The sequence below is a fragment of the Mesorhizobium sp. WSM1386 genome (assembly GCF_055901595.1).
In genome coordinates, this window is record NZ_CM148373.1 from 2,674,143 (window position 1) to 2,698,840 (window position 24,698).

Consider the following 24,698-nt stretch of genomic DNA (forward strand, 5'->3'; position numbering starts at 1 on the left):
AGACATCGAAAGAAACCCCTATGCCGGGGGGATGGTTCCGCAACTCTGACCACATCGGGACGTTTTTGTCCGGCAAACGTCTGATGGGATTTGGGAGGAATGCGGCTAGCGCTTTTCGGCCTTCGGTGTTGGAGACCGCAGCAGCAGTGCGAGCGGTACGAGGATGGCCGTCGCTACCGCGCAATACCGAAAGACATCGACATAGGCGAGCAATGAGGCCTGGCGTGCTATCAACTGCCCGATCCAGCCGATCGCCTGCTGTTTTGCCTCGACCATCGGCGAGCCCTGAGCCACGAAGTGCTCGGTTGCCTGACGCAGCACCTGCTGGTAGGCCGGCGACGACTGTGCCGTGTGGCCGACGAGGTGTGCCTGGTGGAGTTGCGCGTTTTGGGCGATCACCGTGTTGGACAAGGATACGCCGATGCTGCCGCCGATATTGCGGGCGACATTGATCAGCGCAGATGCCTGGTTGGTCTGCTGCGGCGCCAGACCGACATAGGCCGCGGTCGAAATGGGGATGAACAGGAACGGCAGGCCGATCATCAGGAAGACGCGCGCAAACGCAAAGAAGCGGAAGCTGGCGTCCGGGGTCAGCGCCGTCATATGCCACAGGGCGATGGCGACAACGGACATCCCCGCCATGATCAGATATTTTGGCTGGATGATGCTGCCGGCAAATCCGGAAATCGGCATCAGTATCAGCATGGCGATGCCACCCGGCATCATCGAGAGGCCCGATAGTGTCGCCGTATAGTCGAAGGCGGTCTGCTGCAGCTGCGGCATCAGCTGCGTGGTGCTGAACAGCACCGCGCCCACGGCCATCATCACCAGGAACGACGTGCCGAACTGGCGGCTGAACAGCAAGCGGATATCGACGATCGGATCGCGGTGGTTGAACTCCCAGGGGATCAGCAGCAGGAACGAGATCGCCGAAATCACCGCGAAGGTCGTGATGAAGGCCGACGCGAACCAATCGTTGCGTTGGCCTTCGTCGAGAAAGATTTCCAGACAGCCAAGCGCGGTGGCCACCAGAACGAACCCAACCCAGTCTATTCTGAGGCCGCCCTTCAGCCGCTCCAGGCGTTCGCGTTCAAGCACATCCGGTTCCACGACCAGCCACTGCACCAGGGCCAATGACATGATGCCGAACGGGACGTTGATGAAGAAGATCCAATGCCAGGAGAAATGATCGGTCAGCCAGCCGCCGATGGTCGGCCCCACTGTCGGCGCGACGATGACGGCGATGCCGTAGAGCGCGAACGCCTGAGAGCGTTTTTCGGGCGGAAAGGTGTCGGCGAGGATCGACTGTTCGCTGGGCGCCATGCCACCGCCGCCGAGGCCCTGCAGGACCCTGAAGACGATGAGCATTTCCAGGTTGGGCGCCAGCCCGCACAGCAGCGATGCGATGGTGAAGGTCGCCACGCAAAGCATGTAGTAACGCTTGCGGCCGATCACGCTGGCCAGCCAGCCGCTGACCGGGATGATCACCGAATTCGCCACCAGATAGGTGGTGATCACCCAGGTGCTTTCATCCATCCCGGCCGCCAGGCTGCCGGCGATGTTGCGCAGCGCGACGTTGGCGATGGAGGTGTCGAGCACCAGCATGAAGGTGGCGATCGAGACGACGATTGCAATCAGCCAGGGATTGCGCCCACCGGCGGCGGATCTGCTTTCGCTTTGCGCGCCGGCCATCTCGCCACTCACCGCACCTTGACGGTCGGCACCACCGACAGGCCCGGTCCCAGCAGCACGCCGGGCGGTTTGTCGAAGACGATCTTGACCGGCACGCGCTGCACGACCTTGACGAAGTTGCCGGTGGCATTCTCGGCCGGCAGCAGGCTGAAGGCGGTGCCGCTGCCCGCCTGGATACTGTCGACGCGACCATGAAAGGATTTTTCAGGATAGGCGTCGATGTCGATGTCAACCGGCTGTCCAGGCCGCATCAGATCGAGCTGCGTTTCCTTGAAATTGGCCTTCACCCAGACCTCGTCGGGAACGAACATCATCAGCACCTGGCCGGGCTGGGCGTAAGTGCCCTGGCCAACCGAGATGCTGGTTGCATGCCCGGCAACCGGCGCGGTGATTGCGGTGCGCGACAGCGTGGTGTGCGCCTGGTCCTGGCTCGCCTTGGCTTGGTTGAGCTTGGCTTCGGCGCTCTTGCCCTGCGCCTGCAGGACCACGATCTGGCTCTTGGCGGCAGCCGCGTTGGCTTGGGCGCTGTCGAGAGCAGCCTGATCCTGGCGCAGCGTTGAAGCGGCCTGCTGGGCCTGCTGCTGCGTGGCCGTGCCCTTGGCCAGGAGCTCGCGGTTGCGCTGATCCTCGGCCTTGGCGAAATCGAGCGCCGCCTGGGCCTGGGCCACGTGTTTCTGCGCGGCGTCGATCTTTGCGTTCTGAGCTTCGATCTGGGCTTGGACGTCGGCAATCTCGGCCTGTGCCGCGGCCACGCCTGCGTCGGCCTGTTTGAGGTTAGCCTGATAGTCGGCGTCGTCGATGCGCAACAGGATATCGCCCGCCTTGACCGGCTGGTTGTCGGTTACGGCGACGTCGGTGACGCGGCCAGATATCTCGGCGCCGATGGTCACCGTGCGGGTGTCGATGAAGGCGTCATCGGTCGATTCATACTGGCGCGCGTTCAGCCACCATAGGACGAGCCCCGCAGCGACCAGCAGCAGGACAATCAGGACGGCGATGGACAGGTAAGGACGCCGCCGCGGGAGGCTCAGCAGGCCAGGCTTCGCCTGCCCAGCGCTTTTGTCGCCCGCCTCATTCTCCGGGGCGTCGGTTCGCGCCGCAGCCCCTTTGCGTTTGGGCGAAGGGCCTGGCTTCGCCCGGCTCGAAGCTTCGCGCGTTTTGTACGTTTCATCCGGTTCTTTTGTCTGGGTTTTCGCGTCCACGGGAAAACTCTCGAGCAAAGGGTGCCGCCCGCTTTGTGGAGCCGAGTCAACGGCATCTGGCCATAAAAGTTCCTGACGAAGGGTGCGACGGGCGCATTGCAGGTCTATTCTTCAGGTGCGGTGGCGGGGGCGGTGTAGCGGCGGCGCACGGCATTGAGCACCTGTTTGCGGCTCTCCTCGGCCGACAGCGTTTTGTCCTTCTCCGCTTCGGCGGTTTCGCGCGCCAGGTCCTTGTCCCTGATCTGGTTGCGGAACCATTTGGAATAGTCACCGGCACGCAAGTGAAACTCCCAGGTCTTGTCGTCTATGCCTTCGGCGATCTGGGCGAAAATCATCAGATTATGAGCCCTGAGGTTCATTGCATCGTCTGGTCCGTGGAAATAGAAGCTGCCCGCCTCATCGAGCTGGCCTTCGGCATATTTGCGGCTGTGCCGCTTCAGCGATTGGCGCGGCTCGACGACCTTGACCGTGGCGATTTTCTTGCGTTTCTGGGGCCGCCAGAACAACACCCGCTCGCCCTTGGGCGAGGACATGTCCTTTGGCGGGTCGATGCCGGTCTCGCGGCAGAAGACCTTCACGACGTCCTTCGCCTTGGGGCCAAGGGCAACAATGGCTGTTACCAGCCGCAGCGCATCGGTCGAGATCGCTTCGGGATGGACCGTGATCAAGACCGTGCCCGGCAATTCCAGTGACAGGACCGCACGCGTATCCTCGCGCCGCTTGGGAAGAAGATGGTGCGCTTCGTCGATGATCAGCCAGTGCGGTCTGGCCGTCCGGCGGCGGAAACTGCCGAGGTCGGGCAAAAGGTCGGCAAAGAAGTCCGGCCGCTCGTTGACGCGCAGCGCCAGCCCGTTGACGACGACATTGCTGTCGGCCTTGGCGATCAAGTCCAGCACTTGCGCTTTTGTCGGTGCGCTTGATCCATCGCCCATCCGCACGGCGCCCTCGAGGCCGTCATAGTCGCCCTCGGGATCGAACACGCAGAACTGAAATCCGCTCTCTACGAAGCGTTCCGTCAGCGCTGTGGCCAAGGTGGATTTGCCGATGCCCGAACTGCCGGCGATCAGCACCGTATCGGTCGGCGACAAATAGATATCGTCGCCGGCGGCCGATCCCAGAACAATGCCGTCATGCCGTCTCGAAACGATCTCGTGATCGTGTTTGATCAGTTTGTCGACCAGTTGCTCGACGCCTTTGCCGCGTGCGCCAGGCATGACCAGATCGGCGGTTTTCTTGACGGCGGGAATCGCGTTGTCCACGGCGACGCTGCAGCCGCAAGCTTGCAGGAAGGCATGGTCGTTTTCGGCGTCGCCGATGCCGACGACATTGTGTGGCGAGAGACGAAGATCCTGAAGCGCGGCGATCAGTCCGGTGGCCTTGTTGATGCCGCTCGGCAGGACCATCACCGCGCCCTTGTTGAAGATGATCTCAAGTTCCAGGCCGGTCTCCTTGATGACGTCGAGCACTGTCGCCTGATGCGGCTCCCATGTCGCCACGATCGAGCGCCCCACCGAAAGCGGCTTGACGCCGAGCTTCTTCAGCCTGGCGACGAATTTGGGATCCGGCGCGGGCGAGATCGCCCGCTCTTCCTCGCTTGCCGGCGTGTAGATCAAGGCGCCATTTTCAGCCACCACCTTGTCGAACAGGCTGACTTCGGGAAAGACGCGTTTGAGATCGGGCAGTTCGCGTCCGGTGACCAGAACCAGCTTGCGGCCGCTCTTCTTGAAGCGCTCCAGGCCAGCGAGCGTTTTCTTGGAGACGATCCCGTCATGAGCCAGCGTGCCGTCATAGTCAGTCGCCAGGGCGATGAAGTACATTCCGCCCACCTTTCATCGTTGCCAGGTTGCGTTGAACTCAGGCTAGAACGAATGATCGGGATAAAGGCTCCCATTCGCAGGAGCGCCGGGAATCATTGGTTAAAAGAGTGGGAGTGTCCTCCCCTCTGAGATCCGGGCGGTCTCGGAACTGATCGTCCATGGCGCGTTTCAGATGCTCGACCTGTCGCCATTCAGTTACGAGCGCATACCGCGCAATGAACCCTTTCTCGAAGAAGCGGTGATCTCAGCATCGTCCCAGCGGCGCGGTCAGTTTACCTGTCACGTGGATTGCCGAATTTTGCGTCGCGCTTCCTCGAATAACGATCGATGCGCGGCAGCTTGTCGTCGAATGCGACCCAAGGCAGCCTGAGCTCCCAATAGGCATGAGCTTGTGGGCGCAACCCTTCAGGTTTGTCGAAGAAGCCGATCGTCAGATAGAGTTCGTCCGGCAGGCCTTCGTCGCTGTAGCCGATGGAACTACCGCAGTCAGGGCAGAAGGTGCGGACCACGCCGGGTGTCCTCGAAAAGCTTTTCGGAGTTCCCCTCAAAAGCCGGAATTGGTCGGGCCGATACCCGACCCAGACCGTGAGCGGACCGCCAATAGCCCTACGGCAATCGTCGTCGTGATCGTAGCATATCCAGAAAGGCTCGCCGTCCATGACGGCGGCTATCGCCCCGCAGAAGCAAGTCCCGGTCTCGCGCCGCGTCATCCGACACTCCATGGTGCCGAAGCATCTGCCGCGTTCCGATCTCCCGGGATTGGTCATGCGGCCGCTCCCGGGACAGGGTAAATCCCTGATCAGGCGTCGTGATGCTCGGGCATGTTCTTGAGCTGATCCTTGGTCCAGTTGGTCACCGCGTGGACATCGCCATCTTCATCGCGCATGAAATCCAACTGGCTCGCGGGGACGGCCACCGGCTTGGCGCCGATGCCGAGAAATCCGCCGACGTCGATCACCACCTGACTGCCGGCGCCGGAACCATGAACATGTGAAACGGTGCCGACCTTGTTGTCGTCAGCGTCGTAAATCGTGGCGTCTTCCAAGATGTCAGGCGTCAATTCTGCGCTCGTGAGGCGGACGTGATTGGTGTGATCCATCGGTCAAGTCTCCTGTTGGGACGGGATAGTTGAACCACCCAGCGAGGCAATCGTTCCGAACGATTTTGGTGGTCTCGGATGGATGGGCTGGAGAACCACCCGAATTGAGCCAAGGCCCGATTTGACTCGCCAAGGTCTGTACGAAATCGTACAAAGAGAAAATGGTTCGCGCGACGCTTGGGAAAGGCGATCGCGCTTTGGCCGGCACGAGGATGTCATGGCGAAAGAACCTGAGCGCCCGGGTCTGACGGCAGAGACGGTGCGTGCACTTGCACGGGATTCCGGCGCTACGGAGCAGCAGATACGCGAAATAATATCGCTGGTCGGGTTCGATCGCGCCTCCATCCTGCGCGAGGCTCGTCTTGCGGCGAAAGATGGATAGCCCGCGAAGCCGCGATTTTTCCACAGCAGTAAATGTCGGTTTTATACCAACGTGCTAGCCCTCCTAGTGCTGCGTGAAGCGCAGTCTATGGTTCGTCACCGTCCGCTCGTTCGACGGGCGCGGCCGGCTAAGAGATGCGAGTGCTCTTGCCCAAGGGAGAGAGTCTCGTGGATCACCAGATCCTGCAAGCCAAGAGCGAATTGTTGCGCCGTATGAGCGTGGACGATTTCGCGCGGCTGAAGCCGCATCTCCAGAGCGTCTTCCTGGATCTGCGCGCGCCGCTGGAAACCGCGGGTCAAAAGATTGAAGCCGTCTACTTTCTTGAAAGCGGGCTGGCATCGGTGGTGGCGAAGACATCGGCGAAGGCCGAAGCAGAAGTGGGCATAATCGGCTTCGAAGGAATGACCGGCTCGGCGCTGGTGATGGGGGACGAACAGGCGAACTTCGACTGTTACGTGCAGTCGACGAGTGAAGCGATCCGCATACCGGCTGCCCCATTCGTCGAAGCCTTGGAGGATAGCCCGACGCTGCGGCCGTTTCTGTTGCGCTATGTCCAATATCTTCACGTCCAGACCAGCTACACGGCAGCGATCAACGCGCGGCAAAGCCTGGAAGTTCGCCTGGCCAGGTGGCTTTTGATGTGCGGCGACCGCACTGTCGGCGACAGGCTCGTGATAACCCATGAATTTCTGTCCATCATGCTCGGCGTCAGACGCCCTGGAGTGACTGTCGGGCTGCAGATGATCGAGAGCTATGGGTATATCCGTGCCCGTCGCGGAGAGATCACGATCCGTAGCCGCGATGGCCTGCTGACGTTGGCGCGAGAGGCTTACGGACCACCCGAAGCCCAATACCGCCGGCTTGTCGGGGACTTGGGTTCAAAAAACCCCGCAAGGCAGGAACGGCCTCCCACGTAAGCGTTGAGGGAAGCGGGAAGGGTGCGTGCCTGTCGGGACCGGCTCGGATCATTTTGCGAGTGGCCGACGCGATGATGCCGGTGAGACACCATTGCCTAAGCCCGCGTCGGCCACTGCGGCATGAATTGGGGATGCCGCGTGGCCAATCTAGCGCTCCGCAAAAAGCCTGCAACGAACGCTCGAGGTTTAGTACGAACTGTACATAGCCTGGTAACGCACTGCATGCTGGGCAAATTGGTCACACTGCCTGTTCGATGCCGTGGAGATTGCGTGGTTGGCGGCCTCTCCCGCGATCGCGCTCAGAGACTCGCGACCGGTTCTGCACCTGACAGTTGCTGTTCCGCCGAGCGGAACATGTCTTCGAATGCCAGCTCGGTTTCAAACACGGTGCTTCCGACACTGATCGCCAGGACGTCCTCGCTGCCCTTGGGCGCGAAATAGACCCGCGCGACGCCTGCCCGGATGCGCTCGCCAATGTCCTTGGCCTCGGCTTCGGTCGCACCGGGGAGGAAGACCCCGAACATCGATGTTCCTATGCGCCCCACCATATCCTCCTTGCGGACAGCGGACTGTATGGCCGAGGCAACGAGCCGCAAGGCCTCATCGCCCCAGCCGGGGCCGAAGCGAAGATTGATGGATCGAAGATGCTCGGCATGGATCACCAGGAAGGCGCCCGAGCGTGGCCCCGACGCCGACGGCCTGGCTGTGCGCCGCTCGATCATCGAGGTGAAAACCGGACCATTCAGGCAGCCTGTCACCCTGTCATAGGTTCCAGACCTGTTGAGTTCCCGCCGATAGCCGCGGATCTGGGTCTGCATCCAGCCGATCAGCACGAAAAGCGGCAACCCAATGATCAGCGGCAACAGCACCGCGGCGACCATGCTGCGCCCGAACGGCGTCAGGGCATCGCTGAACAACAGCAGGTAGTTGAGGCCGACGGAGAGGCCAAGGCTCCCGACAGTTCCCAGAACGGTGAGCCAGGCGACGCTCTTCCACGCTGGGGCGGAGGCGTTCGCTGCGTTTTGTGCCATTGGCCAATCTCCTGTCAGATCAGCTGATATAGCACCGGCTCCCGCAATTTCAGTTTCGGCAAACCATACAATTTGATCGATGTGGGAGCGTCATCGATCCTGGCAGCTATTGCGGAGGGCCGAAGATTCCCATCTGCGTCTCTTCGGCGACCGCCTGTGCCTTGCCATAGATGCCGGTCGGCAGCGCCATCGCCCAGCCGTTGGACACAAGCCAGGCGCCGGCGTCCTGCTTGCCAAGACTGCACGGCGCGGCGATGGCAAAATGCTCAATGTCCGGCGGTACGAAACATTTCAGCGCGCGTCCCCGCAGCCAGGAGTTGAAGGCGTCTTGTGCGCGCTGGCCGCAAGGCCAGGCGACGTCTTGAAACGAGCAGGTTCTCTCCGGTTCGATGCTCGCGACGCCACTGATGATCACTTTGCGTCCCATGGATTCGAAAGTCGCCGACGACGTAGCGACCGGGCGAAAGAGCAGGGTTTCGCGCCAGTCACCGGGCCTCGGCCTTTTGGGGGGCACGGCGAGACCCAGATCGCCGAGCGGCGGGCGGGCTTCGGCCCGCTCGATTTCGGACAAGTCAATCGGCGGCGGCGCGACAAGACTCTCGGCAACCCTGCGCGCGTCTCGCCATGGACCGTCGGGAACGGCCGCGACCACAGGGGTTGGATGGTTGCCGGCACGCTCCATTTGGGGCGCGGGGGCGGGCCGGTCGATCGCAAGCAAGGCTCCGGCCTGCATGATCAGGACAATCCCGAGCACGAGCTCGAAGCCTCCGACCGCGATAACCCAGCGGATGCGCCCGGGCATGCCCATCACGCCAGCGCGGCGTTCGAGCCAGGCCCCGTCACCGGCGGTTCAGAAACCAGAGGTCGATTTGGCAACCAGTTTGAGCGCACCTTTCTGAACCCGATAGAACGGCATCGATCTTTGGCTGGACCCGTCGGCGCGAAAGCGGAACAGGCCCGTTGATCCGCGAAATCCGTTCGGGTTTTCGAGAACCTGTTTGCTGAAACCGTCGGGTCCGACCGCGCTGGCAATTCCCGCTGTCAGGGCAACCATATCATAAGCGTAGGCTACATTGACGTCGGCCGGATAATTGTACGTCGTCCTGAAGCGGTCGGCGATCGGCCCGGTTTCGCTCGAATCGAGCGTGGCGATATACGCGCCCTCAAACAGGGGATCGATGGGGTGCTCCAGCCAGCGGTTCGTTCCCACGACAGAGATTGCTTTTCCCGGAATGCCCTTCGATTTGAGGGCGGCAAGCACGGACGAGGGGCTGCTGTCTCCGCTGGCAACGATGACCGCGTCGGGGGTGTCCACGAGCGAGCCCATTTCGTCGACCGCTTTCGCGGCACCGTCGCCGCCCGAATAGGGGACAGTGACCGCTAGCGTGGCGCCATAGATGCTGAGGCCGTTGGCGACCCGCTTCTCGACGGCGCTGGCGTTTGGGCCACCCGAGACAAGCAATACGAACTTCTTGCTGCCTTTGGCGGCAAGCCCCGCGGCACCCGCCGCGGCGCTGTCCGCTTCGCTGAGCGGCACGGCATAAACCCCGGCGCTGCCGGCGAAATTGTCGGCAAGTGCCAGAACCGGTGGCCGTTTCGATCCCGACAGCGTGGCGATGTGCTGAGCCGCCGGCAACTCGGTTGGGCCGATGACGACTTTCACCCCGGTGGTGATGGCCTGTACCGCCAGCTTGCCGGCCTGTGTGCTGTCGCCCTTCGTGTCCTCTATCGTCAGCGTGAGCAATCCATTGCCGATATCCGTCATCGCCAGCTTGGCCGCATCGCGCATCTTGCGGCCGTTTTCACCTGCCGTTCCGGGTGCGGACAATGGCAGCAGCATCGTCACTTTTGCCGAACCGGTGCCTAGCGATTGGGTCGCCTGGACCGGACCGGTGCCGGCACCGCCATTCTGCCCCGCCGGCGTGGCCTGCTCGGCGGGCGCGGCAATTGCCGCCGGGTCGAGCACCTCGGTGACGTTGCCCTTCGACTGGCAGCCCGACAATGTCACGGCGAGCGCGAAGGCGAGAGCCGACGACCGCGCACAATAGACCCTTCGGCCAGTTTCCATGATTGTCCCGCCCTGTCTGCTGCCGGCTTGTTCTTCCCGGTCTGGTCTGCCACGCATGTTACGGTGGACTTGTCGCGCCGTCCTGTTGTTTTCTTTACCCGCCGAAGAGCCGGGCCCTCAGGGCCCTGATCTGTCTTGCTTGCCCCGCGGTCCTGTAGTCGGCGCATTTCATGTATCGCGGCCCGGGTACGAACACCCGGCGCACGCAGACACGGTTTTCCTGGGCGGCGGCTCCATCCTGCCCGTCTGTCGAAAATGTGGAAAAGCCGAATGTCGCGACCGGCAACGGTCCGGTCACTTCGAACCCGTCCCTGGCAAGGATTGCCCGCGCGCGCTGGCAGTAACGGACGGAGAGCGCCGAGAACCGGCTTTCATGATGCCCGGCGCGATACTTCATGACCGTGGTGCAGAGGTCACCGGCGGAGAGCCTGTTTGCCTGGGCAAGATATCTGACCCCCAGCGCGATGTTCGTCGCCGGCGTGCCCAGATCGTCGAGGGAGCCTCGAAAGCCAAGCATTCGCGCTGTCGCCGGCATCACCTGCATCAGGCCGACTTCGCCATCGGCCCCCCGCACGTCGGGATCGAAGCCGCTTTCGATCTCCATGACGGCATGCGCCAGCGCCGGCTCGAGGCCATAGATTGAGGCCTGACAGCTCGCAAATGCCTTGAACGTCTGCCGGGTCCACGCCGCGGCCGCGTCGCAACGCGGCGGCCGCGTCGAACCCGACGACCGATGTTGCGCCACGGAAGGCCGTTCGAGCCAGTTGGCGCGGGCCGGCGTGACACTTTGGGCAAAGCCAGCCAACGCGATCGTTGCGGCGATCGCCCTCAAAAAGGATCCGTCGGCTGGCATGATGGCCAACAGGCGCAAATTTGCCTATCCGGTCAGTGCATGTACTCGACCATGCGATCGTGAAAACACTCGCATTTGTTGAGCGTGTCCTCGTCCTTGTAGTTCGTCTTCAGATAGCCATAGGCCATGCCGCAGGCGACCTTGGCTTCCGACGCCCAGACGAAGACCGGCCGCGACGAGTTGATCCATTCCGAGCTGTTGGCCGCGGCGACCGATTCGTCCATCAGCTTCACCACCTGGGCCTTGAGATCGACGATGTTGTCGGTCAGCACCAGATTGGAAGTGCCGACGGTCCGGCAATAGTCGCCCGTCGGCCCTTCGATGATGTCGGCGGCATTAAGCCCCGTCGACAAGATCGACAGTAGACCAGCCCCGAAAGCCACCCGCAAAATTCTGTTCATGTTGCTACCCCGTCCCTTTCGCCTTTAGGCCACGTCCGTCTTGGTGCCGTGGCTGTCATCATAAAGTATTTTCACCGCCTCGGCGGCACTGTGGAATGTATAATTCTCCAGCACGGCGACCGTGTGGTAATTGTCGCCGCCGCCATTGGTATCGACCTTGACCTCGGCATTGGCCGCATTGGCCGAGGACTGCGCGATCTCCACGAAGCCGCCGCCTACGAGATCGGTGACGCCGGCAAGGCCCTTGAGCAACGAGGAAAGATCGATCTTGTCGCCATCGTGGAAGTCGGCGATCAGGTCGGTAACCTCGAGCGAGCCGACGGCGAAGGTCTTCGTGCCATCGGAGGCAACGGACGTTTGCCCGGGGGCAACGAGCGACGTGTCGAGCTCGACCTCGACGTAATTGCCGGTCGTGCCGTCGGCCATGTGGAAGCTTCCTGTTCCAGTCACGGTCTGCCCATCGATTTCGCTGATCGTGGTATTCGCGGCTGTGCTGATGGACACGACACCATTGTCGGTGAGGTGCGACAATTCTCCGGTGTCGCTGATGCCGTTGGCATTGGCGTCCTTCCAGATCAGCAGGCTGCTGAACGCAGCGTCATTGTGGTCGATGACGCCGTCATGGTTGCTGTCGAGCGAGGCCAGCGCGGCCGCGCCGTCGGCAAAATGGCCGCCGCCGAAGTTCGGTGTGAAGAGCTCCGTGCCATCGTCGATCTTGCCATCATGATTGAGATCCATCGCCAGCATGCCGTCATGGGATGTGTTCCAGGCGAGCTGCTCCTTGGTGCCATCGCCATTCATATCGAACTGGACACCATGGCTGACGTCGGAGAAGGCGAAGCCATCATGGTTCAGGTCGAGGATGATGGGATCGATCGATCCTCCGATCAGGGTGTTCAGATTCGTTATCGTGACACCCTGGAGATCGACGAGAGTTCCCACGCCGGCGTCTGCACCGGTCTGGGTGTAGACAAATGTATGGCTTACTGCCGCTATTGTCGCCGTGAAGGCGAGTGTCGCCCCCGCGTTTCCGATATCCGTCATCGTCAGATACTGGACAGCTGCCGCCAAGCTTGCGGTCGAATTGACTGTCAACTGTGTTGTAAAGCCGTCCGTCCCGAAGAACGTGGCGATACCGTTCGTGACCGAATGGGACTGAACCGTGTCCCCGCCAATCGTCAACGTGGAATTCCCGCCATTGATGTTGCCGCCGGTCGCAGCCACCAGGCTGCCCGGCAGGGTCAATTTGTCGGTCCCGGCGACGAAGTCGGTGATGATGTCGTAGCCGGAGATCGTGCCGGCGTTGCCCGATCCGCCTATGACGGGCGTCGAGTCACCAGCCCCGATCACGAAGGTGTCGGCACCGATACCGCCGGTCATCGTGTCTTTGCCGGCGCCGCCAACGAGGATGTCATTGCCGTCGCCGCCATTGAGGGTGTCGTCACCCGAGCCGCCAATGAGCAAATCGTTTCCACCGACGCCGTTCAGGATGTCGTTCCCGTCCAACCCAGCCAGTACGTTCGCCGAGCCATTCCCGGTAAGCGAATCCCCAAAGTTGGAACCGATGATGTTGTCCACTCCCGCACCGGCAGTCTCATTCACCAAAGAGCCGGAACTTGAATGATCCGTGGTCGCGCTACCTGATGAAAGCAGATCGACAACCAGAGGACTGATGGAAGTGTCACCGTCTGCGTCCTTCAATAGGAGGTCGAAGTTGAGTTCGACTGACGGGACGTTTGTGATGGTGCTGACGAATGCAAATGCGCCAATGTCGAAAGACTCGCCATCGAGGCTGGGGGTTGCACCGTTGATGGAACGAGCATTCTCGATTTCAATCCTGTCATATCCGGTCCCGGACGCCGTGACGAGAACGGTGTCGTTGAGGTCGAGACCTGTGACCAGGTAACCGCCATTTCCGTCCGTCGTCAGCGAAGCTAGGTTCAGGCTTATGCCGTTTACCTTGATATCGGTGATCGTTTGGAGCCGTGTGTCGTTCGCAAGGGCGGCGGAGTCTGCCGCCGAGGTGGTGTTCGGATCGTCATCCCCCGCATTGTATATGCGCACCCAGGTTTCGATCGAGTCCGCCGGGGGACTGCCGTTCACCTGGACAATGGCGAACTGGAAACTATTGACGTCGTAGTGCGTCGAGTAGTCGTACGTATTGTTGTTGCCGGTGGTGACGGTTGCACTGTTGACGAAATCAATCCGCAGGTTGTCTCCGTCATTCATCGAGTTGTTGGCGACGCCGATACCAGTCGTGCTTGCCGAGACTGAGGATCCCGACCCGGCGTTGTTTGCGCCGTTGGCCTGGCGCTCGAAGCCGGAGAACAACACATCCTGAGTGGTACCGGCCACGTCCAGCACCTTGAATTGCTGTGTGTTAGAGCCAAGCGCGGAAAAATTGTCGATGTGGGTCTGCTGCGTGGCGCCAATCGCGGCGAACACTTCGACTTGGTAATGGTCGGCGCTGGACGCCGGGCTTCCATCTGGTTGCAATGTTATCTGGAAGATCTCGGTTCCGGTGCCCAGACCGCCTGTCCACCCTTGCAGCTGCATTGGGGTGGCAGGATTGGAGTCGTGGTCGACAAGGAACAACTGGATGGGCTGACCTCCCGATGTCAGATTGACGGAACTCCCGTTTATGATGCCGGTGGCCAGCTGGCCGTTTGTGATGTTGGAGAAACTGATCGCGCCAAGCTGGTCAGCGCCGACATTGTTATCAATATTGGCATCCGCATCCAGGTCGAATGTCGCCGTGCCGCCGGCGACGTTGACGAGGACTGCCCTCTCGGGAGATAGCATCGTCGGCACGTCGTCGACGACATGGACGACGAGATTGTCGCTGGCGGTGGTGCCGCCGACGCCATTGACCGTCAGTGCGACGCTGTCGTCGAAGCCGGTGGCGTTGACGCTGTCGTTGCCGGTCGGCACCTTGCTGTCATTGTCGATCGTCGCCGTCAGCGTGTAGCTATAGGCGACCGTGCCCGAATGGGCGTCGCCGGTGTAGCCGGTCAGCGTCAGCACGCCTTCGCCGGTGTTGACCACGCCGTTGGTCGTCGCGAACGCCTGCACCTGGGCCATGGTGAAGGTGGCGCCGCCGATGACGATGTTCTGGATGCCGTCGGTCGCCGAGATGGTGAAGGAGCCGGTGCTGGTCTCGGTGTTGGCCAAGGCATCCGAGCCGTTCGGGTTGAGGCCGGCCTCGTAGACCGTGTTGTCGGCGCCCTGGGCCTGTGCCGTCACCACGGTTGCGCTGTCGTTGGCGCCGTCGATGGTGATGGTCAGCGTCGCCGGCGAGGTGTCGCCGTCGGCGTCGGTCATCGTGTAATGCAGGTCGTAGCTCAGATGGCTACCGGAGGTCAGCGCCTGGGTTGCCGCCTTGCTGTTGTCGAGCACATAGGACCACGTGCCGTTGGCGTTCTGCGTCAGCGTGCCGTAGGTGTTGAGAGCGGTGATCGCCGCCGCGTCGCTTCCCGACCAGGCCGAGAAGCTCTTGGGCGTATCGGCGCCCGAGATGTCGTTGGTCAGTACATTCCCCGAGACCGTGCTGGCACCATCCTCGACGACCGCGTACGGGCCGTCATTGACCGCTGTCGGCACGTCGTCGACGACATGGACGACGAGATTGTCGCTGGCGGTGGTGCCGCCGACGCCATTGACCGTCAGTGCGACGCTGTCGTCGAAGCCGGTGGCGTTGACGCTGTCGTTGCCGGTCGGCACCTTGCTGTCATTGTCGATCGTCGCCGACAGCGTGTAGCTATAGGCGACCGTGCCCGAATGGGCGTCGCCGGTGTAGCCGGTCAGCGTCAGCACGCCTTCGCCGGTGTTGACCACGCCGTTGGTCGTCGCGAACGCCTGCACCTGGGCCATGGTGAAGGTGGCGCCGCCGATGACGATGTTCTGGATGCCGTCGGTCGCCGAGATGGTGAAGGAGCCGGTGCTGGTCTCGGTGTTGGCCAAGGCATCCGAGCCGTTCGGGTTGAGGCCGGCCTCGTAGACCGTGTTGTCGGCGCCCTGGGCCTGTGCCGTCACCACGGTTGCGCTGTCGTTGGCGCCGTCGATGGTGATGGTCAGCGTCGCCGGCGAGGTGTCGCCGTCGGCGTCGGTCATCGTGTAATGCAGGTCGTAGCTCAGATGGCTACCGGAGGTCAGCGCCTGGGTTGCCGCCTTGCTGTTGTCGAGCACATAGGACCACGTGCCGTTGGCGTTCTGCGTCAGCGTGCCGTAGGTGTTGAGAGCGGTGATCGCCGCCGCGTCGCTTCCCGACCAGGCCGAGAAGCTCTTGGGCGTATCGGCGCCCGAGATGTCGTTGGTCAGTACATTCCCCGAGACCGTGCTGGCACCATCCTCGACGACCGCGTACGGGCCGTCATTGACCGCTGTCGGCACGTCGTCAGTCACATTGACCTGAACCGTTGCACTCGCCTGGTCGCCGTCCGTATCGGTGGCGACCACGTTGATGCCGCTCAGGCTGATGACGTTCTCACCATCCGCGTCTGGATGCGGGAAGTTGTCGAGCAGCGTCACATTGACTGTCGCGGACCCGTTGGTGCCCACCAGGATCGGCAGCGACGGGGCAACCAGGTCGATCTGGATGGCATTGATGCCGTTGATCGAACCGATGATCTGCGTCGGGCCGGCCAGCGTCCAGATGATGTCGGCTCCGGCAACCCCGTTGACGTCGGCCGTGATTCCGGCAACCGATGTGAACGCCACTCCGGTGATATTGTCCGAACCAGCATGGAACGATACCGTTCCACTGCCGTTCTCGACGTCGGTCGCGGCCGCGCTGCCGGTGGCATTGGCGGTGCCAAGCCCTTCCTCGTCCACCGTGATGATCGCGTTCGTCGCCACCGACGGGTCGGTTCCATCGTTGATGGTGATAGTTAGGGTCGTCTGCGAGGTGTCGCCGTCGCCGTCCTTCAACGTGTAGGTGAAGGTGTCCGTCACCGGCGATGCGTTACTGATACTGGAATTGGCGACGTAGCTGTAAGTCCCGTCCGGGCTCAGTGTCAGCGTGCCGTACTGGCCAGCGACGTGAAAGTCGCCGCCCACGACCGTCGTTGCCCCGGCACCCGTCGCTCCGCTTACCGAAGCGTCGTCGGCACCCTTGGTGTCGGCGCCGGCCGGATCGCCGTCGCTGCCGAGCCCGGCGATCACATTGCCGCTCACCGTGCCGCCTTCGGTCACGCTGTCGGTGTCGGCACCCGCCGTCGGCACGTCATCGACGATGGCGACTGCAAAAGTCGTGCTGGCCGAATCGCCGTCGACATCCGTGACAGTGATGCTGAAATTGTCCGGAACCGTGTCGCTGTTGGGATCATAGCCGGCTGTCTGATCGGTATGAGTGACCGACTCGGTGACCGTGTAATTGTATTCGATAGCACCAGTGTTGGGATTGAAGGAGACGATCGTCAGGTAGCCGTACTCCCCCGGGATATGCTGGTCGACGGTGGTGACCGTGACGCCGTTGATGACGATTGAACCAATTCCATCCGGTGCGTTGATGCTGATCGTTCCAGTGCCGGAGGTTTCCGCGCTGCTCGGCGCGTTACTGCCCGGAGATTGCGCTCCACCACCGTTAAGGCCGGTTTCACTGGCCGCTTCGTCCGGGGCAAGCAGTGACGTGGCCACCACTGAAACCGGCCTGTCGACGATGGACGGGAAGAGTTCGCGGCGATCCAGAAGCCCAAACTGCAAGGCGGTCGGCGGCAACAGCGCCGAAAGACCGAACCCGTCGCCGATGCCGCCGGCGGGAACCGAGAAGTCTCCGCCTGCGCTGGAGGTCGAGCCTCCCGGACCGGCCGACATCGAGCCGTCGGCGCCGAAGGCGACATCGACATGGCTGGCCTCGAGCGCGGCGATCAGGGCAACGCGCGGCACCTCGACGTCGCCGATGAGGAAGGTCGGCACGTTCAGCGCGCCATCCTTGATCACGATGACGGAGCCATCGGCCTGTTCGAGCACGAGATTGTGGCCGTCGACCTTGATGTTGTCGATCGAGACGTTGGCTGGAAGCTTCACGACGTTGCTGGCGTCGGCCACGTATTCGTGGGGCGCGGCAGCCGCTGGTGCTTTCGCCTCCGCGGGCGCCTCGGGCTTGACGGGCGCGCCGCTGCCGACATCGACCGGCACAGGTTCGGCCGCTGCCGGCGCGGCCTGCTGCGTCGAAGCCGCCTGGGCGACCTGGATCTCCGCCGGCGATGTCTGACCGTGATGGTCACTGGCGGCGGAATGCTCGTCCCAGGACCTTGCTGCGGTGTCCAATTCGATATTGGTGGTCATTTGCTTGTACCCCTCCGGAATTTCCCGGAAAGAGACAGCGCTCACCATTGCTTTGCAACGGCTCGTCAATCCATTTGATATACTGCAATATGCACAAAATCGTATTTTTTACGCGTGGTAAACCGGTAACATATATTCCGTTATATATTGTCGGTATCGGCGGCTTTTGATGGCGGCTCGCCTCCGTCTGGATCGTAAATAGAAGGATAAATTAGAATAAAATTTTATGCAAAACGGATGAAGTAAGTTCTGTCCCCATTACCTACCTTCGTTGCCAATAATTTGAGACAAGATTGGTACCGTCCACAGTCAAAGGTGGGCGTTATGAAAAAAGAAAAAACCGCGCCGGGGACAGCCGGTCTCAAACTGCTCTTGCTGGCGATCGGCCTTGCGGGCCTGCCGCAGCCATCGCTCGCGAGCTCTCGTTTCGAGGGTGTCGCATCGGTCGGCGGGCTCGTCGAAAAGGTCGAGGCGCCGCGTAGCCTGGGTGGCGTTTCCCTGGAATGGTCCCGGCCCTGGCAGCTGGTTGCGGGATACCAGCCTAGCATTGTCTCCACGAGCTACGCCATCGACGACGCCAATGTCGCCGTTGCGCCAACGCCCGCCGATGTCCGACCGGCCGAGGTTGGAATTGATCCTATCCAGACGGCTGCGATCATTCCCGGCGTGTTCGGGTCGGTCGCGCTGTCCATGCACAACTTTCCTGTCGCGGCGCGGTGGGCACCTGTCTACCAGGCAATCGTCGGCTGCACGGCAGGCAGTGCCTGCGAGCACAAGAGCGCGGCTTTCGCCACGCTGATCTCGACGGCACAGGGCAAGGGATTCACCGAGAAACTATCCCTCGTCAACAGCGGCATAAATCGCCTGATCGCCTACAGGAAGGACAGTGTCGTCTATGGCAAGCTCGACTATTGGGCGAAGCCTTCGGAGGTGCTCGACAAGCGCGCCGGCGACTGCGAGGATTTTGTCATACTGAAGATGACGGCGCTGCTCAGGGCCGGCATTCCCGCGCAAAGCATGGCGCTCGTCGTCCTGCAGGATCGCAAGCGCGGGTTCTTCCACGCCGTCCTGTCGGTGAGCACTGCAGATGGCGTATTCATTCTCGACAGCCTCCACAACACCGTCCTGCGTGACAGCGATCTCCCCGACTACGTTCCGCTCTATTCCTTCAGCACGGATCGCGCCTGGATCCATGGCTCGAGATCGGGCAATGCGCAGGTTGCCGAAATCAAGGGCGGCTTTGCCGGCGTCGCACCCGGCGAAGGATTGCAGCCGGATACGGCTTTGGGGAAGCTTGTGCGAAAGTAAGCACAGCCGGCGGACGTTGGATCGAAGCTACACTCTAGCCGCTGACGAACGCCATCAGCAGGTCCTGCTCGATCAGCGGCGCCCGCACCGCGTTCAACTGGCCGCGATAGCGGCGGTCGCCGGCGCCGATGACGAACCCGCTGGCGACCGGGGTTTCGCCATTGGCATCAAGCCGTGCAAATATATCCGCGACGTTGAGATCGAGTGCCAGCCTGAGATCCTGACGCCCGTCATCGTTCGGTGCCGTCGGCAATTGACGCTTTACCAGCTGTTGGAACGGAGCGTTGAAGGTCAGGATTTTTTTCGACGATGAAAGGGCAAAGGCGGGCGAGGGACAGGCGACCAGTATCGCGCTGATCGTCCTTATCGAGGCTAGCCTTTTCAACGTCAGGTTTTCCTCCGCCATGTCACGTATGCAGGCAACTCTGATCGCCGATGTCAGGTTGCCAGAAGCAGGCTGACCTTCGGCGATCTCATCGACAAGCATGCCGATCGTGCACTTCCGGCTTTCCGCCATATGCCTCAGCGACGTCCAGAAAGCCCGCTCCAGGCGGATTCCGCGTCGTATGCCGAGGCGCGCGACGACCCGGAACTCCATGCCGAGGTCTTCTGCCTTCGTCGGCACGAGCAACCGGTCGAGGACGGCGGGAGGAGTGGCGCTATCGTTCACTCATTGCCTCCTCTCGTGCCTTGTTGATCGGCTTCAGGAGGTAGGTCAGGATGGTCTTGCGTCCGGTCTTGATATCGACGGAACAGATCATGCCGGGAATGATCGAATAGACCTTGCCATCCCGTGTCAGCGTGGATCGCTCCGTGGCGACGCGCACCTGATAGTAAGGTTCGCCGGTTTTCTGGTCGACCAGGCTGTCGGCGGTGATGTTGGAGACCTTGCCTTCGATGCCGCCGAAGATGGAGAAGTCATAGGCGGTTACCTTGATCAGCGCGTCCTGGCCCGGTCGAATGAAAGCGACGTCTCGCGGCGAGACCCGGGCTTCGACCAGCAATGTCTCGGAGGTCGGGACGATGCCGGCGACGACCGCGCCGGGCTGGACGAAGGCGCCGAGCGTATTCACGTCAAGCGTGTTGACGATGCCGTCCACGGGTGAACGGATATCGGTGCGCGCCACCTTATCTGTGGCGCCGCGTATCGTCTCGTCAACCACCGAGAGGTCGGCCAGCGCCTGCGTCAGATCGCTGAGCGCCTCCTGTTGCAACTGCAGACCGAGTTCGTCGACCTGAAGCTGAGCCTCCGTGATGGCCGACTTGGCTTTCTTGATGGTCTCTCCGGCGAGCGTCAGCTGGCCGTTGAGTTCGGTCAGCTCGCGCTCGACGCGCAACTGCTCGGTTCGTGCCATCAGGCCCTTCTTGACCATCGATTCGACCAGCTTTGCCTCCTGGTCACTGACTGTCAGATTCTGGGTGAGGCGATCGGAATTGGCGGTCGCTTCGTCCAGCTCCTTCTCGCGCTGATCGAGACGCGACTTGAGAACCGACAGCTTGACTTCGAAGTTGTCGCGGCGGGCTACGAGCAGCTTCTGCTCGTTGTCACAGATTTCAGGGGCGACTTTCTGGATTTCGGACGGACATGGAAATGAGCCTTCGATATTCCCGGTCTGTTCGAATTTGAGCCGGGCAATGCGCGTCTGCAGAGCCCGCGCCTTGGCCTGCTGTTCGCCAAGACTGGAGGTGTTGAACGTATTGTCGAGGCGGATGATGAGGTCGTTCTTCTTGACGATCTGCCCGATCGTCACCGCGATTTCCTGAACGACGCCCGGCTCGCTGGCCTGGATGATCTGAGTCTTCGAGGCGGGTATGATCTTGCCGTCGCCGCGTGCGATTTCATCAACCTCAGCATAGGACGCCCAAGCGACCGAGCTTACAAAGAGCGCGCCGATGATCAATATGGATGCCGACGCAAAAAGCGGCGGCCGATCTTCCCTAGCAAGCATTTACCAAACCCCATTATATTGATCTGGATCAATATAATTTGTCTCAAACATTTGTTTTCTGCAGCGCCTGTATGACTTGTTCTTTCGGTCCGTCGGCGACGATCTTGCCCTGCTCGATCACGATCAGCCTGTCGGCCAACTCGAGCATGCTGAAGCGGTGGGTGGAGACGATCAGCGTGGTGCCGCGGTCAAAGGCCACCTTGAGCTGCTTTATCAGCTGACGTTCCGACGCCAGGTCCATCGAGCCGGATGGCTCATCCAGGAAAACGATTTTCGGCTTGGTCAGCAGCAGCCGGGCAATCGCCACCGTCTGCCTCTGTCCACCGGAAAGGTTGGTGCCACGCTCGCCGACGTTCATGTCGTAGCCACGCGGATGGCGGGAGACGAACTCGTCGACACCGGCAGCCCTGGCCGCGTCGATGATCTGCTCATCGGTCGCTTCCGGGCAGGCCATCAGCAGATTTTCCTTGATCGTGCCCGAGAACAGATCGCCGGCCTGCGCAACGATGCCGACCGCGGCGCGAACCTCCGACGGGTGGTATTGGCGGATGTCGATCCCGTCCAGCAGCAACTCGCCGGAGGTCGGCAGGAAGAGCCTGCCGATCAGCCGGCCCATGGTCGTCTTGCCGGATCCTATCCGCCCGATTATGCCGATCCGCTCGCCGGGCTTGACGGTGAAATTCAGGCCGGACAGAACCTCGTTTTCGGAACCGGGATAGACGAATCCGACGTTCTTGAATGCCATCGCGCCATTGCGGATCGGGCGGTTTACGAAGCCCACCGTGTCCGGCCGGTCTTCCGGTTGGGCCATGATCGAGTTGACCATCCGCAACGAGAGCATGGCCTGGCGAAACCGCGACAGTGTTATGGCGATCTGGCCGAGGGGGGCCACGGCCCGGCCCGCCAGCATCACCGTCCCGATGATCGCCCCTGTCGAGACGTGCCCCTCCGAAAAGGCATAGGCGCCAGCCACCACCAGGGCGACGGTGACCAGTTGCTGTATCGCCTGGGTGATGTTGCCGGCTGCCGCCGAAAGCTGCTTGATCTTCTCGGACGTGTTGGCGGCGTTCTTCGAGTGCTCGCCCCATTTGCGCAGGAGATAGGCTTCGGCGCGCAGGGATTTGATCGTTTCCAGCGTGGAGATCGACTCCACCAGCAGGGACTGGCGCTGCGAAGCCTCGTTCATCGAGGCCGCGACCCGCTTGCCGATGCGCCGCTGCGTGACCAGGCCAACGGCGACCGACGCCAGGAAGGCCACGGCCGGAATGATGACCAGCCAGCCGCCGATCGCATAGATGACCAGCAGGAAGACGAACACGAAAGCGGTGTCGATGAAGACGCTGATGGTGTTCGAGGTGAAGAACTCTCTCACGAACTCATATTGCGTTATCCGGTTTGCGTACTCGCCGGTCGAACCGGGTCGCGCCGAGAGCGACGAGTTGAGCACTTTCTCGAACAGCATATACGAAATCCGAAGATCGGCTTTGCGCCCGGCATAGTCGATGAGCGACGCCCTGGCGGTCTTCAGAAGCAGGTCGAACACGATGACGGCGCCGATGCCGATGGCCAGGACCCAGAGCGTCGATATCGCCTTGTTCGGGAGGATCCTGTCGTACACGTTCATGGTGAAGATCGGCGAGGCGATGGCGAGCAGATTGATGAACATCGCCGACAGCACGACTTTCGAATATGTGCGCCAGAAGCCGCCCATCGTCCCCGTCAGCCAATGTCGCCGCTCGATCTTCGGCGCCGAGCCGATGCTCATCGCCTCCGTGGCGTTGGCGTAGGTGATCGAGAAGGACACACCGCCGCTGATATAGCTGGCGGCGAGTTCCGATCGGCTGATCGCGGTGCGCCCGTCTTCCTGGGGGGCGGTGAAATAGTCGCCGCCTTCCTCCTCGGCGAGCAGGGCAACAGGCAACTGGCTGACGCGAAAGACAATCGCGGGAAGATCGATCCGCCCGCGCAGGAAATCGCGATGGCCGAACGCCCGCGCTTCCAGACCTATGCGTTCGGCAAGATTGCGGATCTCGTCGACCTCGACGCGGGTATCCGACAGCGGCACGCCGGCGAACAGCACGGTCTCGGCGCTCGGTCGGCCGAGATACGCGGCAACGGCCGAAAAGCAGGCCTTGAAAGCCTCCTTCGGCGACAGGATATGGGGTTGCTGGTTCACGATCTGCCCGCGAGGACTGTCGGTCGCGCCTTATGTCGCTGCTTACTTCTTCCTGACCGGCGCCAGAATGTCGAAGGGCAGGTCATTCTTCTGTTCCGAGGGCGTGCGCGCATAGGTTTCGGTGTCAGCCGTTTCCGGTGCGGCGAACTCGGTCCGTGCGTAGGCGTTGGCCTGCTTTGCCGGCTGGATATCCATCGTCTTCAGCAATTCCCCGGTCGCAGCCAGAAGCCGGTACTGGGCAAAGAGTGACGCATAGGATGCGGTGTCCGCCAGCGTCGCGGTGTTGAACCGCGTATTCTGCGCATCGAGCACGTCTAGCAGCGAGCGCTGCCCGACCTTGAACTGTTCGCGATAGGACGCGACCAGCTTTTCGTTGGAGGCGGCCTGCAGCTTCAGGGTCTTTGCCAGGTCGGCCTGCCGGAAGCGGCGATCCCATGAGGTACGAACCGCTTCTTCGATCTCGCGCAGAACCTGATGCATGGCGAGCCGCTGTTCGCTGGTGCGGCGGATCTGCTCCTGTTCATTGGCCTTGTCGATGCCGCCCCGATAGAGGTTCCAGCGCAACACCAAGCGCGCCTGCAGGTCGGATGTGTCGCCATTGTCGCCGTCGATATCGTATCCCGCCCGGGCCGTGCCCTCGGCGACGATCGAGGGACCGTACTTCGCTCGGGCCGCGTCCACCAGCGAGGCCGCCGCGGCGATATCGCTGTTGGCCATGTGGACGCGCGGGTTGTTTGCTCGTGCCAGGCCCAGCGCATCGTCCAGCGACCTCGGCAGCGCGGTCGAAACGTCGCCCGGCCGCGACGCATTGGTCAGCGGTTTCCCGACGGTCTTGAAAAACCGTATCTTCGAAGCCTCCAGCTCCTCCGAGGCTTCCTGCATGCGGGCCTTGGCCGCGAACAGCCGCTCCTCGGCCTGTTGCCGGTCGGCTTCGTTCAGTCCGCCGCCCGCGATGCCTTCCTGGATGTCGTGGAGGATAGCCTGATGGAAGCCCAGGTTCTTCTTCGCCTCTGAAACGATCGACGCCTGCAGCATGTATTCGAGGTAGTCCTGGACCACCGAGAGCCCGATAAATTCGGACCGCTCCAGCACGCGGAACGACGCGCCATCGACCCGCGATGCCTGACGATTGAGCTCGGCCCGCCTTGCACCGCTGTCATAGACGGTCTGTGAAACCGTCAGATCGGCTTCTGCCGGGTAGAGGTTGTCATCATCGAGGGAAAGCGCGCGACGCGACGAGTTGTCGAGACGGCGAGCCCCTCCGGATGCTTCCACGTCGACGCTGGGAAGATAGAGCCCTTTTGCCTGGCGCAATTCGAATTCGATCGCCTCGCGATTTTCTATGGCCTGGCCGATCTCGGGATTGGACTCGACAGCTACCGCCACGGCCTCCTTGAGCGTGAGGGCATTTGCACCCCCGCAAGACAGCATCGTGGCCGCCATCAAAAGACCCAAGCGCTTGCCCATCGCCGAAATGCGTGTTTTTTTCATTTAGCCCGCCCCAACTTTTCCCCAACG

General features: G+C 61.8%; 18 protein-coding genes. 3 read left to right on the top strand and 15 right to left on the bottom strand.

Annotation, left to right across the window (positions count from 1 at the left end; translation table 11 throughout):
* Positions 1 to 105: 105 nt before the first annotated feature.
* The 5 genes from AC0NIH_RS13055 to AC0NIH_RS13075 all read right to left on the bottom strand — a co-directional run bounded on the left by AC0NIH_RS13055 (position 106) and on the right by AC0NIH_RS13075 (position 5,810).
* Positions 106 to 1,692: a DHA2 family efflux MFS transporter permease subunit gene (locus tag AC0NIH_RS13055; protein WP_473461515.1), complete on the bottom strand. Its 1,587-nt coding sequence runs from the start codon at positions 1,690 to 1,692 to the stop codon at positions 106 to 108.
* 8 nt (positions 1,693 to 1,700) lie between these two features.
* Positions 1,701 to 2,894, bottom strand: a complete 1,194-nt coding sequence (locus AC0NIH_RS13060) for an HlyD family secretion protein (RefSeq protein ID WP_473461517.1) — start codon at positions 2,892 to 2,894, stop codon at positions 1,701 to 1,703.
* A gap of 104 nt (positions 2,895 to 2,998) precedes the next feature.
* On the bottom strand, positions 2,999 to 4,711 hold the full coding sequence (locus AC0NIH_RS13065; protein ID WP_473461520.1) for an HAD family hydrolase: 1,713 nt from the start codon (positions 4,709 to 4,711) through the stop codon (positions 2,999 to 3,001).
* 272 nt (positions 4,712 to 4,983) lie between these two features.
* Entirely contained in the window at positions 4,984 to 5,478 is a 495-nt protein-coding gene (locus tag AC0NIH_RS13070) for a GFA family protein (protein ID WP_474025231.1), read from the bottom strand.
* Positions 5,479 to 5,510: 32 nt separating this feature from the next.
* Positions 5,511 to 5,810, bottom strand: coding sequence for a PRC-barrel domain-containing protein (locus tag AC0NIH_RS13075; protein ID WP_023776591.1), 300 nt, complete (start codon positions 5,808 to 5,810; stop codon positions 5,511 to 5,513).
* 217 nt (positions 5,811 to 6,027) lie between these two features.
* Here AC0NIH_RS13075 and AC0NIH_RS13080 point away from each other — a divergent pair, with 217 nt between their 5' ends.
* Together AC0NIH_RS13080 and AC0NIH_RS13085 are read left to right on the top strand one after the other, a co-directional pair.
* Positions 6,028 to 6,192 carry a hypothetical protein gene (locus AC0NIH_RS13080; protein WP_023767776.1) on the top strand — a complete coding sequence of 55 codons (165 nt, stop codon included), beginning with the start codon at positions 6,028 to 6,030 and terminating at the stop codon, positions 6,190 to 6,192.
* A gap of 134 nt (positions 6,193 to 6,326) precedes the next feature.
* Complete coding sequence (locus AC0NIH_RS13085) at positions 6,327 to 7,109, top strand: Crp/Fnr family transcriptional regulator (protein ID WP_473461526.1); 783 nt, start codon at positions 6,327 to 6,329, stop codon at positions 7,107 to 7,109.
* Positions 7,110 to 7,408: 299 nt separating this feature from the next.
* Here the strand turns inward: AC0NIH_RS13085 and AC0NIH_RS13090 are convergent, their stop codons facing one another.
* The 6 genes from AC0NIH_RS13090 to AC0NIH_RS13115 form a co-directional block, all read right to left on the bottom strand.
* Positions 7,409 to 8,140, bottom strand: a complete 732-nt coding sequence (locus AC0NIH_RS13090) for a GGDEF domain-containing protein (RefSeq protein WP_473461528.1) — start codon at positions 8,138 to 8,140, stop codon at positions 7,409 to 7,411.
* A gap of 106 nt (positions 8,141 to 8,246) precedes the next feature.
* On the bottom strand, positions 8,247 to 8,942 hold the full coding sequence (locus AC0NIH_RS13095) for a thermonuclease family protein (RefSeq protein WP_245272654.1): 696 nt from the start codon (positions 8,940 to 8,942) through the stop codon (positions 8,247 to 8,249).
* Between the two features lie 48 nt (positions 8,943 to 8,990).
* Entirely contained in the window at positions 8,991 to 10,208 is a 1,218-nt protein-coding gene (locus AC0NIH_RS13100; RefSeq protein ID WP_473461531.1) for a type 1 periplasmic-binding domain-containing protein, read from the bottom strand.
* Between the two features lie 94 nt (positions 10,209 to 10,302).
* Entirely contained in the window at positions 10,303 to 11,079 is a 777-nt protein-coding gene (locus tag AC0NIH_RS13105; RefSeq protein ID WP_473461533.1) for a lytic transglycosylase domain-containing protein, read from the bottom strand.
* Positions 11,080 to 11,093: 14 nt separating this feature from the next.
* Positions 11,094 to 11,462 carry a hypothetical protein gene (locus tag AC0NIH_RS13110; protein WP_140780845.1) on the bottom strand — a complete coding sequence of 123 codons (369 nt, stop codon included), beginning with the start codon at positions 11,460 to 11,462 and terminating at the stop codon, positions 11,094 to 11,096.
* 24 nt (positions 11,463 to 11,486) lie between these two features.
* Entirely contained in the window at positions 11,487 to 17,747 is a 6,261-nt protein-coding gene (locus AC0NIH_RS13115; protein WP_474025232.1) for a beta strand repeat-containing protein, read from the bottom strand.
* 324 nt (positions 17,748 to 18,071) lie between these two features.
* Between AC0NIH_RS13115 and AC0NIH_RS13120 the strand changes: the two genes are divergently transcribed.
* Positions 18,072 to 19,055, top strand: a complete 984-nt coding sequence (locus AC0NIH_RS13120; protein WP_473461539.1) for a transglutaminase-like cysteine peptidase — start codon at positions 18,072 to 18,074, stop codon at positions 19,053 to 19,055.
* Between the two features lie 34 nt (positions 19,056 to 19,089).
* On the opposite strand, the gene AC0NIH_RS13125 is transcribed toward AC0NIH_RS13120, so the two are convergent.
* Genes AC0NIH_RS13125 through AC0NIH_RS13140 form a run of 4 tightly spaced genes read right to left on the bottom strand, consistent with a single transcriptional unit; the run spans position 19,090 to position 24,671 of the window.
* Positions 19,090 to 19,725 carry a ribbon-helix-helix domain-containing protein gene (locus tag AC0NIH_RS13125; RefSeq protein WP_023767787.1) on the bottom strand — a complete coding sequence of 212 codons (636 nt, stop codon included), beginning with the start codon at positions 19,723 to 19,725 and terminating at the stop codon, positions 19,090 to 19,092.
* Entirely contained in the window at positions 19,715 to 21,004 is a 1,290-nt protein-coding gene (locus AC0NIH_RS13130) for an HlyD family type I secretion periplasmic adaptor subunit (protein ID WP_031258209.1), read from the bottom strand. The genes AC0NIH_RS13125 and AC0NIH_RS13130 overlap by 11 nt, the downstream gene beginning before the upstream one ends.
* Before the next feature lie 43 nt (positions 21,005 to 21,047).
* Positions 21,048 to 23,180, bottom strand: coding sequence for a type I secretion system permease/ATPase (locus tag AC0NIH_RS13135; protein ID WP_473461542.1), 2,133 nt, complete (start codon positions 23,178 to 23,180; stop codon positions 21,048 to 21,050).
* A 42-nt stretch (positions 23,181 to 23,222) separates the two neighbouring features.
* On the bottom strand, positions 23,223 to 24,671 hold the full coding sequence (locus tag AC0NIH_RS13140) for a TolC family protein (protein WP_352712483.1): 1,449 nt from the start codon (positions 24,669 to 24,671) through the stop codon (positions 23,223 to 23,225).
* Positions 24,672 to 24,698: the final 27 nt, after the last annotated feature.